Origin of the sequence: Selenihalanaerobacter shriftii (assembly GCF_900167185.1) — a bacterium.
Classification (GTDB): domain Bacteria; phylum Bacillota; class Halanaerobiia; order Halobacteroidales; family Acetohalobiaceae; genus Selenihalanaerobacter; species Selenihalanaerobacter shriftii.
Genome location: NZ_FUWM01000009.1, coordinates 117,260 through 131,449 on the forward strand (window position 1 = coordinate 117,260; position 14,190 = coordinate 131,449).

Genomic DNA, 14,190 nt, shown 5'->3' on the forward strand with positions numbered 1-14,190 from the left:
TATTAATTTATTAAAGGAATATGAAAAAGACCACCTGATTAATAGATGGTCTTTCATTGAAAAGTTTTTTATTAATTTAATTCTCTAGGTAATATAAAACTAAACTTTGTTCCCTTATCTAATTCACTCTCTACAGTTATTTGACCTTGATGTTGCTCTATTATCTCTTTAACAATAGAAAGACCTAATCCGGTTCCATTACTAGTGCGGGTTCTAGCTTTATCAACCTTATGAAATCTATTCCATATATATTTAAGCTCTTCTTCTGGAATTCCAGGTCCATTATCTTCTATGCTTACCTTTACTTTAGTACCAATCTCCTTAACTTTAACCTTGATCTTTCCTTCTTTAGGAGTAAAGGTAATTGCGTTATTTAATAAATTCAATAATACTTGACCAATTCTGTCTCTATCCATCAACAGATTAAGATCAATATCAGGGATGTTAGTAATAATATTTAATTCTTTTTTATCTATTTGTGGTTGTAAATTTAAAATTGTTTGCTCTATAGTTTTACCTAAATCATATTCACTTATATTCATAGTAATCTGTCCGCTTTCAATCTGTGATAAATCTAAAAGGTCATTAACCAGTCGGGTCAAACGTTTGACTTCACTTAAAATAATATTTAAATATTCTTCTTGATCTTTCTCATCTACAACGACCTTATCTCTAATAGCCTTTACAAATCCTTGAATTGAAGTTAATGGAGTCTTTAGTTCATGAGAAACATTGGCTACAAACTCTTTTTGCAACTGTTCTAACTCCCAACGATCACTAATATCTTGCATTACTCCTACTACTCCTAATAATTGATTATTAGCAAAGATAGGAGATACATGAACTAAGATTCTAATCGGCTGTTGCAAATGATCTAAAGTGAATTCACTAATTGTTACCTCTTCATTTTCTAAAGAATTATTAAATATATTTAATAATTCTTTATCTTGAATTATTCCTTCCAGTTTTTTATCAAATTTATCTTCAGATAGATCTAATAACTTTGTAGCTTGAGGATTAGTTAGAATTATCTCTTGTTCTTGATTAATTGCCACAACCCCTTCATTCATACTAACTAAAATAGATTCCAATTTATTCTTTTCTTGGTTTAATTTAGCCATAGTATCTTCTAATTCACCGGCTAAGTAATTAAAAGTTCTACCAAGTTGTTCTATTTCATCATTAGTATTAGTCTCCACTCTAGTATTAAATTTACCTTCAGCTAATTTTAAAGCTGCTCGATTAACACGATTAAGAGAAGTTAAAAGAGATTTAGAAAAAGTAAAGCTTAATATAACAGCTAACACAATAGCCATTAAAGTAGCAAAAAATAATAACTCTTGTAACTTCCCTATAATACCTGACACACCTGAAAGAGGGGAGTATACAAAGACAGCACCTACTACTTTGTTATTTACAACCACTGGTACTGCTACTGAAAGAACAGGTTGGTTAAACATCTTAGACATACCTTTTCTAATTAATGTTTTCCCATTAAGAACCTTCTTTACTTCTTCTTTTTTTAACTTAACTCCTTTCCAATTTTGACTATGATTAGATGCTGCTAAAATCAATCCTTTAGAATCAGTAATCCAGACTCGCCCTTCTAAGAATACGCTAGCTCTTCTTAAGTAAGCTACGGTTTGTTCATAATTCCCATTACATAGTGATTGTTCTACTAAATCAGCGACTTTATTACCTTGGGTTATAAACTCTTTTTCTTTATTCTTAAAATAATAATCTTCAAAAGTATAAGTTAAGAAAATTCCTAATACAATTAATGTTACTAAAATAACCGCTACAAAACGAGCCATTAACTTACCGAATATTCCTTTAAACATTAGATTCTTCCACAACCTCAAATTTATATCCTACGCCCCAGATTGTCTGTAAGTAATCTATACCTTCCACTTGATGATCAATCTTACTTCTTAATCGTTTAACATGAGTGTCTACAGTACGAATATCACCAATGAAATTGTAACCCCATACTTGATTTAATAATTGTTCCCGTTTAAAGACTTGTCCTTTGTTAGTAGCTAAATACCATAGTAAATCAAATTCTTTTGGTGGTAGACTAAGTTCTTGATTTTTTACTATCACTTTATGAAGTGATTTATTAATTTCTAGATTAGAAAATTTCAATACCTTCTGTAAGTCAGCATTTTCAGTTCTACGTAATCTAGCTCTAATTCTAGCTACTAATTCATCAGGGTCAAATGGTTTAGTCACATAATCATCGGCTCCAAGATCAAGTCCTTTAATCTTGTCATACTTTTCTCCTTTAGCTGTTAACATAATTACAGGTACATCTGAGCGTTCTCTTAATTTCTTACATACTTCCCAGCCATTTAATTTAGGTAGCATAATATCTAAAATTATTAAATCCGGGTCCTCTGACTCTACTAAATCAATAGCTTCTACACCATCTTTACCAGTAATTATTTGATATCCTTCTTGGTTAAGATATAGATTAATTAATTTGCGTATATTTTGGTCATCGTCAACAACTAAGATTTTAACTTCACTATTCATAATATATATTCACCTCTATTCTTAGATACGTAACTTTATATTACTATTATAGTTTATTTGCAATTTATATGTCAAAGATAATTAAACATTTTTAAGTAAAAATTTTTTAACTTCTTTAAATTCCAATTGATAAAGAGCAGATATAGGAAGAATTACTGCAGAATCTAACTCTTTTTTTAAAAAATTCAAATTATCTTTAGCTATTTTGAGATCAATTTTATTAGCTAAGATAGCGTAACACTTATTCCTATGGCAATAATTATAGATTTCTAAGTCTAATTTAGAGATTTTTTTTAAGTTATTATCTTTTAATTTAGATAAATCAATTAGATGTAGGATAATATCTGCATCTTGAATCCGTGATAGGGTTTGAGCCATAGCACGCCTGACTTTTTTATTAGGATGAATGCCTTCAATCAAACCACAAGTATCAATTAGATCTAATCTTTTATAACCTTTTCCAGCAGGCAACTTAAGTTTGACCTTGTGAATCTCTTTAGTTGTATGTTCATCAGGAAAAACTAATTCATTTAAGGCACTTTCCACTTGATAAGTTTGAGTAGATAAAAAGCCAGCAGGTTGGCGAATAGTAAATTCTAATTCCTTTACACCTAAATAATCAGCAAAATTAATTGTAAAACAGGTTTTACCTACATTCGTTTTACCTAAAACGAGAGATTTAGTCATAACCGCTCCCTTCTTTTCTTTAAAATGATTTCTTTAAATCTTCTGATTGGATAGTCATTAAATCTTCTCGTAAGATTTTTTCATTATCTATTAGGCGGGTAGCTTGAATGCGAATAGCTCTTTCAATAATATTTCTAACTGTACGAGCATTTCCTTTTTCAGATCCTACTTCATTTCTAGCTTTAGATAATATCCGGAATAATTTATGTTTAGCAGATTTACATAATTTATATTCTCGTTTTTTTAACATCAATTCAGCAATCTCAATCAATTCTTCTAGGGTATAATCATCAAAATCAACTTTAATTGGAAATCTAGAATTTAATCCAGGATTAGTTTGTAAAAATGATTCCATTTCCTGCGGATAACCGGCTAAAATTATTACTAAGTTATCTCTGTTATCTTCCATGCCTTTTACTAAAGCATCAATAGATTCTTTACCAAAGTCTCTAACTCCTCCTCTTGCTAATGAATATGCTTCATCAATAAAAAGAATTCCTCCTAATGCTTCATCTATTGCTTTTTTTGTTTTTTTAGCAGTATGACCTATGTACTCTCCTACTAAGTCAGCTCTTTCTACCTCATTAAGATGACCTTTAGTAAGCAGACCTAACTCTTTAAATAAACGACCAAAAATACGAGCTACTGTAGTTTTACCAGTACCAGGATTACCTTTAAAGATCATATGCATCACTAAAGGTTCAGTAGCTAAATTTAAGTTTTTTCGTTTCTGCTGTATTTTAACGAAGGCTTCTAATTCATTAACCAAAGTTTTAATCTTATTTAATCCAACTAATGCATCTAATTCTGCTTTAATATCTTCAATTTGTTTTTGAGTCTTAGTTTGACTATCAATTTCTGATTTTAAAGCTAAATTATTATGATTAACATGCTGATTATTCAAAAGACGGAAAGCTTTAGTAATAGAAACTTTACCAGCTTCAAGCTGATTAATAATTTCCTTCTTTGTCATCTTACTACTCACTCCTTCCTTAATTATAAAGAGTAGTAGCTTTAATTATTATATGCCATTTAATAAGAAAGTGTGAAAAAAGAAGAAGGGTTTAAATTACCCTTCTGTCAGTTTCAAATCTCCAGCTGTTAATTTATTTTTAATTAGTTGTTCTGCTCGTTTAATTACCTCTGAAAATTCAAGTCTATCTACATCAAACCAATTAATCTCTTCATCTTTTCTAAACCAGGTCAATTGCCGCTTAGCAAAATGTCTTGTATCTCTTTTTATTAATCTAATAGCTTCATTTAAGTCATATTCTCCTTCTAAGTAACCGATTATTTCTTTATAACCTAAACCTTGCATAGCAGTTAAACTTTCATCATAACCAGCATTATACAGCTTTTTAACTTCCTCAACTAGTCCCTGTTCAACCATTAAGTCTACTCGGCGATTAATTCGGTCATATAATTCTTCTCTATCTCTTCTAAGACCAATCTTAACAGCTCTATATCGAGGAGGACGCTCTTTAGCTTTCTTTTTAAAATAGGTACTGGTCTGCCCAGTTTGTTTATAGACTTCAATCCCTCTAATTACTCTTCGTAAGTCATTTGGGTGTAATTTATCTGCTAAAATTGAATCAATCTCTTTAAGTTTATCATGTACATACTCAGTACCATGTTCATTAGCATCTGCTTCTAATCTTTCTCTTAAGTCCCAGTCAGATTCCATATCAGGGAAAATAAAACCTTGAATTAAAGCCTTAATATATAAGCCAGTACCTCCAACTAACATAGGAAGCTTATCTCGCTCAATTATTTCCGGAATTATTTTATCTACTCTTTCTTGAAATTCAGCTACACTAAAATCTTCATCTGGAGAAAGAATATCAATCATATGATGCGGAATACCTTGACGTTCTTCAGGAGTTGGTTTAGCTGTACCAATATCCATTTCTTTATAGACTTGCATTGAATCTCCAGATATAATTTCTGTATTCAATCTTTTAGCCAATTCTAAAGATAATTCTGTTTTTCCTACAGCAGTAGGCCCAATAATTGCTACTAATGGTTCATTCATTCTTACGCCTCCTTAATTCCGTTCGAATTTTTTAGCTAATTCTGATTGAGAAAGATGAATAATAGTTGGTCTTCCATGTGGGCAAGTATATTTATTATCTGATTGCTCTAAGTCTTGTAATAATCTCTCCATTTCTCCAGATACAAGTTTATCACCACTCTTAATAGCACTACGACAAGAAATGAAAATGATCAAATCTTCTATCAGCTTAGTAGGTTTTTGGATTTTATCTTTATCTAATAAGTTATCTACGATATCTAGACAGACTTCTTTAGTATCTAACTTATGTAAAAGTTGCGGAACCGCTCTAATTAAATAAGTCTTTCCTCCAAAAGGTTCAATTTCAAATCCTAAATTTTCTAGATGATCTATATTCTCCTTTATTATCTCAACTTCTGGTCTAGTTAATTCTAACTTAATAGGAATTAATAATGGTTGTGATTGAATTTTAGTTGACTCAAATTTATTAAAAAGCTGATTATATAATATTCTCTCGTGAGCAGCATGTTGATCAATAATATAACAACCATCTTTGCCTTGGGCTACAATATAAGTATTATCAATTTGTCCTAAAGGAAAAAGAGTAGTTAAAGTCTTATTTGATTCATAATCAGATTCTAATTCTTTTATATGAGAATTAGAATCTTTATATTCTTTTTTTATTTTTTTAGAATCAATTTCTTCTTTATCATCTTTATCATTATTAATTTTAGAATGCGATTTATTATTAATATTTGAAACTTTATCATGTTTTTTTTGATTAATATTTTGATTCTGTTCAGCTTTATTTTCTTTTTTATCTTGGTTTGTATTTTTCTTTTTGTTTTTACTGGATAATCTTTCTGTTAATTCTAATTCTGGCTGCTCAATAGATTCTGAGTCTTTATTCTTACTTTGATTAGCACTTGTAAATTTACGTTGAGTCGTTAGTTTTACTTCAGGAGATAGATCACTTTTATCTAAAGCTTTCTTTACTCCATCTCTAACTACTGTGAATATTTCTTTTTCTCTACTGAAATTAACTTCCATTTTAGTTGGGTGTACATTAACATCTACTAATATAGGATTTAATTTAATTGTTAAGATGACAATCGGATATCTATTCTTACCTAATAAAGTATGATAAGCTTCACTTACTGCCTCACTTAAGATTCTACTCTTAATATAACGACGGTTAATAAAGAAAGATTGATGTTTACGAGAAGCACGGTTGATATTTGGCTTAGCTACATAACCGTTTACTTTCATATATTTATCTTCATGCTCCACTTTAATCATATTCTTAGCTACTTCTTTACTATAAATACTTAAAATTCCATCTAATCTATTTCCGTTTCCAGGAGATTCTAATAACTTTCTTTGGTTGTGACTTAACTTAAAAGAGATCTCAGGATAAGCTAAAGCTAATCGATTAATAATATCGCTTATTTTACTCATCTCTGTAGAGGTGGTCTTTAAATATTTATATCTAACAGGAGTATTAAAGAATAAATCTCTAACAACAATATTGGTTCCAACTGGACAACCTACATCTTTAGCCTTTTGTAATTTTCCGCCTACTATTTTAAGTAAAGTACCACCTAATTTATCTTCAGTTCTAGTTTTAATTTCCATTCTAGAAATAGCAGCGATACTAGGTAAAGCTTCGCCTCTAAATCCTAAACTTCTGATAGAAAAAAGATCATTAGCTTCTTTTATTTTACTAGTGGCATGTCGTTGTAAAGCTAATTTAGCATCTTCTTTACTCATTCCTTGTCCATTATCAATAATTTGAATTAAATCTTTTCCGCCGTTCTTAACTCTAATTTCAATCTTATCACTTTCAGCATCAATTGAATTTTCAACTAATTCTTTAACCACAGCAGATGGCCGGTTAATTACTTCACCTGCTGCTATTTTATTGATAACTTCCTCTGATAATAATTTAATTTGATTAGCCATTTAGTTTTCACCCCTCGGCTCTTTTTAAGCAAGCTCATCTTTATTTAACTCTTCTTTAGCTTCTTGTTGTAATTGATGTAATTTATTCATAGCTTCTAAAGGAGTCATAGACATAATATCTAAATCACTTAATTCTTTTAAAAACTCAGCATTCTGTGGATTAAAGAGTGCTAATTGTGTTAAATTATCCTTTTTTTGCTTATTATCTTTAACTATTTCTTCATTTTTAGACTCTTTAATTCTTTCAACTGGTTCATCTTCATTTACGCGTTGATAGTTATCTGATTCTGACTCTAACTTATCTAATATCTGATTAGCTCTCTTAATTACTGGGTTTGGTACTCCAGCAAGTTTGGCCACTTCAATTCCATAGCTATCATTAGCTCTACCAGGAATGATCTTCCGTAAAAAGGCGATATCGTCACCTTCTTCTTTAACTGCTACATTATAATTTTTAACTCCGGCTAATTTTGATTCTAATTCGGTTAATTCGTGGTAATGGGTAGCAAAGAGTGACTTAGCACCGATATTATTTGGATTACTAATGTATTCTGTTACTGCCCAAGCAATACTTAATCCATCATAGGTACTAGTTCCTCGACCTACTTCATCTAAAATAATCAAACTATTTTTGGTAGCATTATTAAGAATATTAGCTACTTCATTCATTTCCACCATAAAAGTACTCTGTCCAGTAGTTAAATCATCGGAAGCACCTACTCGAGTAAAGATACGATCAACTATGCCAATCTCTGCATTTTTAGCTGGAAAAAAACTACCGATTTGAGCCATTAGAGTTATTAAAGCAACTTGTCGCATATAAGTAGATTTACCGGACATATTAGGGCCAGTAACAATTAAAAATCTATCTTGGTCACAATCTGCATAAGTATCATTTGGAACAAAATTCTCTTCTTCTAACATCTCTTCTACTACTGGATGTCGTCCAGCTTCAATTTCAATAACATCACTGGCATTCACTGCTGGACGAGAATAATCATTATTAAGAGCTACTTCTGCTAGTGAAACTATAACGTCCAATCGAGCTAAAATATCGGCCACTTTTTGAATTCTTTTGGTTTCATTACCTACTTTATCCCGAATTCCTGTGAATAATTGATATTCTAATTCAACACTCTTTTCTTCTGCTCCTAAAATCTTTGCTTCTTTTTCTTTTAACTCCGGTGTAATATATCTTTCACTATTAGAAAGAGTCTGCTTCCTTTCATAATTATCAGGTACTAAATCAATATTAGCTTTAGTCACTTCTATATAATAACCGTGAACCTTATTAAAACCTACTTTTAATGATTTTATTCCAGTTCTTTCTTTTTCTTGCTGTTCTAAATTAGTAATCCAGTCTTTACCTTCAGTCATTGCTTTTTTAAATTCATCTAATTCTTCATCATAACCCATCTTAATTAAACCGCCTTCTCTAACAGTTACTGGCGGTTCCTCTTGAATAGATTGCTCAATTAGAGAATGAACATCTTCTAAAATATCTAGCTTCCCTTTTAAATCTTGTAATTTAGGTACAGAAAAATTATTTAATAATTCTTCAACTTTAGGTAAAACATTTATAGAACTTTTAAGTGCTATTAAATCTCTAGCATTAGCTGAACCATAAGTAACTTTACCTATTAAGCGTTCAATATCATAGACTTGGTCTAATAATTCTTTTAACTCTTCTTTAAGAAATATATTATCCTTAATTTCATTAACAGCATCTAATCTACCATTAATTTCTTCTGGTTTAAGTAGGGGTTGTTCAATCCATTTTCTTAATTTGCGCCCCCCCATAGCAGTTACTGTTTGATCTAAAACCCAAAGTAAGCTACCTTTATAATCCTGGTCCCTAATTGTTTTAGTTAATTCTAAATTTCGTCTAGTATTAGCATCAAGCACCATATAGTCCTGAGTTGAATAAGTACTTAACTGATTTAGATGATTTAAAGTTCTTTTTTGAGTCTCAATTAAGAAATCTAATGTTGCTCCAGCAGCTTCAATAGCAAGGTCTAAACCTTCACAACCAAATCCTTCTAAAGAACTCACATTAAAATGATCAGTCAAGAGGTCATAAGCTTGTCTATAATTAAATCGCTCATCTATATCATTTAAAATAGGATCAATTTGTTGTTTAATATAAGTAACTATTTCTGATTCTTGGTAAATTTGTGGATCTATTAGACATTCAGCTGGATTAATCCGAGCTAATTCATCAATTAAATTAGCTGCTGCCCTTTTACCTGATAACTCAGTAACAGTAAATTCACCTGTTGAAATATCAACAATTGCAAAACCAAAGACATTCTTACCAGCTGTAACAGTTGCTAAATAATTATTAGACTTATCGTCTAAAAATTCATTATCAATCACTGTCCCTGGAGTAATTACTCGTACTACTTCTCGTTTAACTAATCCACTGGCTTCACTTGGATCTTCTACTTGTTCACAAATAGCAACCCTATATCCTTTTTCAATTAAAGTAGCTATGTATGATTCAGTAGAATGGTATGGAATTCCTGCCATTGGTGTCTTTTTACCTTTACCTTTGTTACGAGAGGTTAATGTTAATTCTAACTCTTTAGCTGCTAATTTAGCATCATCAGCAAACATTTCATAGAAATCACCTAATCTAAATAAAAGAATTGCATCTTCATATTTATTTTTTATTGAAAAATACTGCTGCATCATTGGAGTCAATTTTTTAGCCAAATTTGGCACCTCCGAATTATTATTTTATATAAATCATAATGTTATTCTCAACATAATATTATATCATAGCTACACTTAAAAATAAAATATAATAGAATTAAAAAAGACCACAGGATTTAAATCCTGTGGTCTTTAGCTAAGTAATTATTTTATTGCTTAATTAGCAACAACCGCTATTACATTCTTCTGCTGCATCTTCTCCTTCAATATGAGAAGATAATACTTTGTTTACACTCTCCATTACTTGACCGAATTGCTTTTGTGCGCTCATGAATTCTTTAAAGCTATCATTTTCCTGTAGCTTAGCTTGAATTCCTTGTAATTCCTGTTGCTGGTCTTGAGAAACCTGTTGACCATTCATTTGTGCCATCTGTAACTGTTTTTGCTTAGCTTGATATTCATCTAATAATGCTTTAGCATCATCGTCTGCATACATTGCTTCCTCAGCTTTCTTAAATTCACCATATTCAGATGACTCTACAATTGCCTCTCCCAATGTTTCTGCTTTTTCAATAATAGACATAATTTTAGTCCTCCTCTAAGTTTTATTACATATTAACCTTTCTTGAAAAAAGATTAATACCCTTTGATATTTGGAGATTATTTAACCAAATCACCAAATAATGTCCAACTTGTTGCCTTATTTATCTTAACACTTATTAACTCTCCTGTCAAACCAGAGTCTGAATTAAAGATAACTATCTTGTTTGTTCGCGTCCTTCCCATCTGTTTATCTTCATCTTTTTTACTTTCACCTTCACCAAAAACCTCAACTGTTTTCCCTACAAGTGATTGATTCTTTTCATCACTAATTGTACTTTGTAAATCCATTAATCTCTGAAGTCTTGCTTTTTTAACTTCTTCAGTAATCTGTTCTTTCATCTCAGCTGCTGGAGTACCACTTCTTTGAGAATATTTAAAAGTATAAGCCATATCGAATCTGGCTTCCTTAACTACCTTTAAAGTTTCTGCAAAGTCTTCTTCAGTCTCTCCTGGGAATCCTACAATAATATCTGTGCTGATTGCTGCATCTGGCATTTTTTTACGAATATTTTTAACTAAGTTCAAATATTCAGTCTGACTATATCCACGATTCATCTCTTTTAAGATTCTATCACTACCTGACTGAATTGGTAAATGGAAATGCTGACAGACTTTTTCAGTATTAGCTATTGTGTCAATTAAATCATTAGTAAAGTCACGCGGATGTGAAGTCATATATCGAATTCGAGCAAGTCCTTTTATTTGATCCAATTCTTTTAATAAATCAGCAAAATCAATATTTTTATCAAAGTCATGCCCATACGAGTTTACATTCTGTCCTAACAATGTAACTTCTTTTACGCCTTCTTCTACTAACTTTTCAACTTCAGAGACGATGTCTTTAACTGGACGACTCTTCTCTCGTCCACGAACATACGGAACTATACAATATGTACAAAAATTATTACAACCATATATTATTGTAACCCAAGCTTTATGATCTGATTCACGTCTAGAAGGTAAATCTGGAATTAATCCTTCTTTTTCCTCCCAAACATCGATTAAAGTCTTAGGAACTTCCTTAGCTTCCTTTAATAAACGAGGAAATTCATGAATGTTATGAGTTCCAAAGACCATATCTACATGTGAATACTTTTCTTTAATCTCTTGTACTACTTCTTCTTGCTGCATCATACAACCGCAGATTCCGATTAAGAGATCAGGATTTTCTCTTTTATATTCCTTTAATGAACCTACTTTTCCATATACCTTTAATTCAGCATTTTCTCTAACACAACAAGTATTTAGAACGATTATATCTGCTTTTTCTAATTCAGTAGTTGGTTGATAGCCTTCATTTTGTAATACTCCAGCTAATTTTTCAGAATCATGTTCATTCATTTGACAACCGTAAGTGATAGTTCGATAGAAACCTTTAATATTTTTATCTTCATTTTGATTATTTTCAGCCATTACTCTCACTCCTTATGTAAAGTCCTAAACATTATTATAACACAAAAGTATATTTTCAAAAATAAATTCCCACATTTAGTGGGAATTTTTCTCTACATTATTATATATAAGTATAAGCTAAAAAGCAAACTTTACATTATTTTCCAGGAAATAGAGTATAACTAACTTAAAGTTTTAAACATCTATTTCTTTAACGAATCTTTTATTAAGTTTATTAGAAATTTCGTTTAACTTTTCAGCTAAATTAGCAGTTTCTTCTGCTGTATAAGCTTGTTCTTGCATAGCGGCAGTTATTTCTTGCATAGAAGTAGTTCCTTGTTGTACACTACTAGACACTTCTTCCATAGCTGCTGAAATATTATCTATATCATCTGATATTTTATTAACATTGTTAACAATATTTTTAAATCTATCTTGAGTATCAATAATTAATTTTTTGCTACTATTAGTTTCTTGGACACTTTCTTTTACTTGTTGTAATGTTTGTTGACTTTGTTGTTTGGTATTCATAACTGTTTTAGTAATCTCTTCTGCTGAATTATTAGCTTTTTCAGCTAATTCTCTTATCTCTTCAGCAACAACTGCAAATCCTTGACCATGCTCTCCTGCTCTTGCTGCTTCAATAGCTGCATTTAAAGCTAGTAAATTTGTTTGTTCAGATATATCAGAAATAACTTCTGTAAATTTCGTTACTTGTACAATAGTATCATTTAATTCATTAATATTATCATATAAATTAGATATCATTATTGAAGCATTTTCAATTTTATCTGTAGTATCTTCGAGCATTTCCAAACCAGATGTAGAATCTTCAGTAACTTCATTTGTTGATTGTATTAAATGTTCACTATTAGCTGCTGTCTGTTGAGACATAGATGCTATTTCTTCAAAAGTAGCACTTAATTCTTCAGAGTTAGCTGCTTGCTCTTGATTCATGCTACTATTTTTTTCAGACATTTGATTTAACTTGTGTGCAATATCTGAATTTTTCTTTCCAATTTCTTGAGATTCATTAAGTAAATCTCCAAGGTCAACAATAATTTTATTAATAGAATTAGCTAAAGTTCCTAATTCATCCTTACTATCAATATCAATTTTATTTACTGAAAAATCTCCTTCACTTATTTTTTGAGTAATATTCGTAATAACTTTTAAACGTTTTATTATCAAAAAATGTGTAAAAATTGCTATAATAATCGCTAAAACAATTGCATTAATAACTCCTTGAATAAAAACTAATTCACCAAGTTTTAATACGTTATTTAAGAATGTCATAACAGTTGGTGTAATTAAAGAAGCAACAATACAAATTAGAACAAGTTTTAAAGTTATACTAAGCTTAATGTTAATTTTGTTATTCATAATACTACCCCTCCCATTTTAATACTTTAAAGTACAATATAATATTATTCGCTTTTCTAACTAATTCCTTTATTTTTCCTCAAATCACAACATATAAGTGACAAATGTCCTTGAATAAACCAGGACATTCATAACATATACAATGAATATATATAATAATCAAAAATAATAGTATCATAATATTAGGTTTTGTGTGTAATTTATACCTCTAAGACTACTTATTGACATAATGACTATTTTTTTATATAATTAAATCAATAACCATGTGATAAGAAGAACAAGTAAAAAAGGAGGAAATACATCAATGAAGGCAACAGGTATTGTTAGAAAAGTAGATAATCTAGGAAGAATAGTACTTCCAGCTGAATTACGAAAAAATCTTGATATTGAAAGTAAAGATTCTGGATTGTCAACCCTTTTTAGGACACTTTTTTCTCGGACATTAACATTCTATATTTTACAGGGGTAAGATAATTTAGTGACCCATGTATTCTGTGATTATTATACCAGTTTACATAATCAAATAACTGATATTCTAATTCCTCAAAACTACTAAAGATCTTATTAAACGCAAACTCTGTTTTAACTACTTTAAAAGCAGCTTCTGCAACAGTATTATCATAGGGACAGCCTTTCTTACTCAAAGAACGGTTAATACTAAATACATTTAATAGCTGATCTATAACTTTATTCTTAAATTCATTACCTCTATCAGTATGTAAAATGTTAATTTCATTAAGTGGTCTCTTAATACTTGAGAAAGCTTTAGTAACAAGAGAAGCAGTCTTATTTTTACCAGCGGCATAGCCGATGATTTCACGGTTAAATAGATCTAATATCAGACATATATAATTCCATTTACCCTTAACATTTACATAAGTTAAATCACTGACTACAACATCTAGAGTTTGATCTCTGTCAAATTCTCTATTAACAATATTCTTTATTTTTTCTTCATTACA

11 protein-coding genes and 1 pseudogene are annotated in these 14,190 nt (G+C 30.2%); 1 reads left to right on the plus strand and 11 read right to left on the minus strand.

The annotated features are described in order from the left end of the window. Positions 1 to 71: 71 nt before the first annotated feature. The 10 genes from B5D41_RS06440 to B5D41_RS06485 all read right to left on the minus strand — a co-directional run bounded on the left by B5D41_RS06440 (position 72) and on the right by B5D41_RS06485 (position 13,228). Positions 72 to 1,841 (minus strand): HAMP domain-containing sensor histidine kinase, encoded by a 1,770-nt coding sequence (locus tag B5D41_RS06440; protein ID WP_078809804.1) that lies wholly within the window; start codon positions 1,839 to 1,841, stop codon positions 72 to 74. Continuing rightward, positions 1,834 to 2,535 (minus strand): response regulator transcription factor, encoded by a 702-nt coding sequence (locus B5D41_RS06445; protein WP_078809805.1) that lies wholly within the window; start codon positions 2,533 to 2,535, stop codon positions 1,834 to 1,836. Before B5D41_RS06445 ends, B5D41_RS06440 begins: the two co-directional genes overlap by 8 nt. A gap of 81 nt (positions 2,536 to 2,616) precedes the next feature. Continuing rightward, the gene (locus B5D41_RS06450) at positions 2,617 to 3,222 is read right to left on the minus strand and encodes a GTPase domain-containing protein (RefSeq protein ID WP_078809806.1); all 606 of its coding nucleotides are present in this window, start codon (positions 3,220 to 3,222) and stop codon (positions 2,617 to 2,619) included. Positions 3,223 to 3,241: 19 nt separating this feature from the next. Then, a complete protein-coding gene (locus tag B5D41_RS06455; protein ID WP_078809807.1) occupies positions 3,242 to 4,195 on the minus strand; it encodes an AAA family ATPase in 954 nt (317 codons plus the stop codon). 96 nt (positions 4,196 to 4,291) lie between these two features. Continuing rightward, complete coding sequence (miaA, locus tag B5D41_RS06460; RefSeq protein WP_078809808.1) at positions 4,292 to 5,254, minus strand: tRNA (adenosine(37)-N6)-dimethylallyltransferase MiaA; 963 nt, start codon at positions 5,252 to 5,254, stop codon at positions 4,292 to 4,294. A gap of 12 nt (positions 5,255 to 5,266) precedes the next feature. Then, complete coding sequence (gene mutL, locus B5D41_RS06465) at positions 5,267 to 7,195, minus strand: DNA mismatch repair endonuclease MutL (RefSeq protein ID WP_078809809.1); 1,929 nt, start codon at positions 7,193 to 7,195, stop codon at positions 5,267 to 5,269. 24 nt (positions 7,196 to 7,219) lie between these two features. After that, the gene (gene mutS, locus B5D41_RS06470; RefSeq protein ID WP_078809815.1) at positions 7,220 to 9,889 is read right to left on the minus strand and encodes a DNA mismatch repair protein MutS; all 2,670 of its coding nucleotides are present in this window, start codon (positions 9,887 to 9,889) and stop codon (positions 7,220 to 7,222) included. A 181-nt stretch (positions 9,890 to 10,070) separates the two neighbouring features. Next, positions 10,071 to 10,433 (minus strand): YlbF/YmcA family competence regulator, encoded by a 363-nt coding sequence (locus B5D41_RS06475; RefSeq protein ID WP_078809810.1) that lies wholly within the window; start codon positions 10,431 to 10,433, stop codon positions 10,071 to 10,073. A 77-nt stretch (positions 10,434 to 10,510) separates the two neighbouring features. Beyond that, complete coding sequence (gene miaB / locus B5D41_RS06480; protein WP_078809811.1) at positions 10,511 to 11,866, minus strand: tRNA (N6-isopentenyl adenosine(37)-C2)-methylthiotransferase MiaB; 1,356 nt, start codon at positions 11,864 to 11,866, stop codon at positions 10,511 to 10,513. A gap of 174 nt (positions 11,867 to 12,040) precedes the next feature. After that, positions 12,041 to 13,228, minus strand: a complete 1,188-nt coding sequence (locus tag B5D41_RS06485; RefSeq protein WP_078809812.1) for a methyl-accepting chemotaxis protein — start codon at positions 13,226 to 13,228, stop codon at positions 12,041 to 12,043. A 304-nt stretch (positions 13,229 to 13,532) separates the two neighbouring features. On the opposite strand from B5D41_RS06485, the pseudogene B5D41_RS14375 reads away from it, so the two are divergent. After that, a pseudogene (locus B5D41_RS14375) lies at positions 13,533 to 13,631 on the plus strand (AbrB/MazE/SpoVT family DNA-binding domain-containing protein); the annotation flags it as partial. 16 nt (positions 13,632 to 13,647) lie between these two features. On the opposite strand, the gene B5D41_RS06495 reads toward B5D41_RS14375, so the two are convergent. Further along, on the minus strand, positions 13,648 to 14,190 hold a 543-nt coding region (locus B5D41_RS06495; RefSeq protein ID WP_143555671.1), incomplete at its 5' end, for an IS3 family transposase.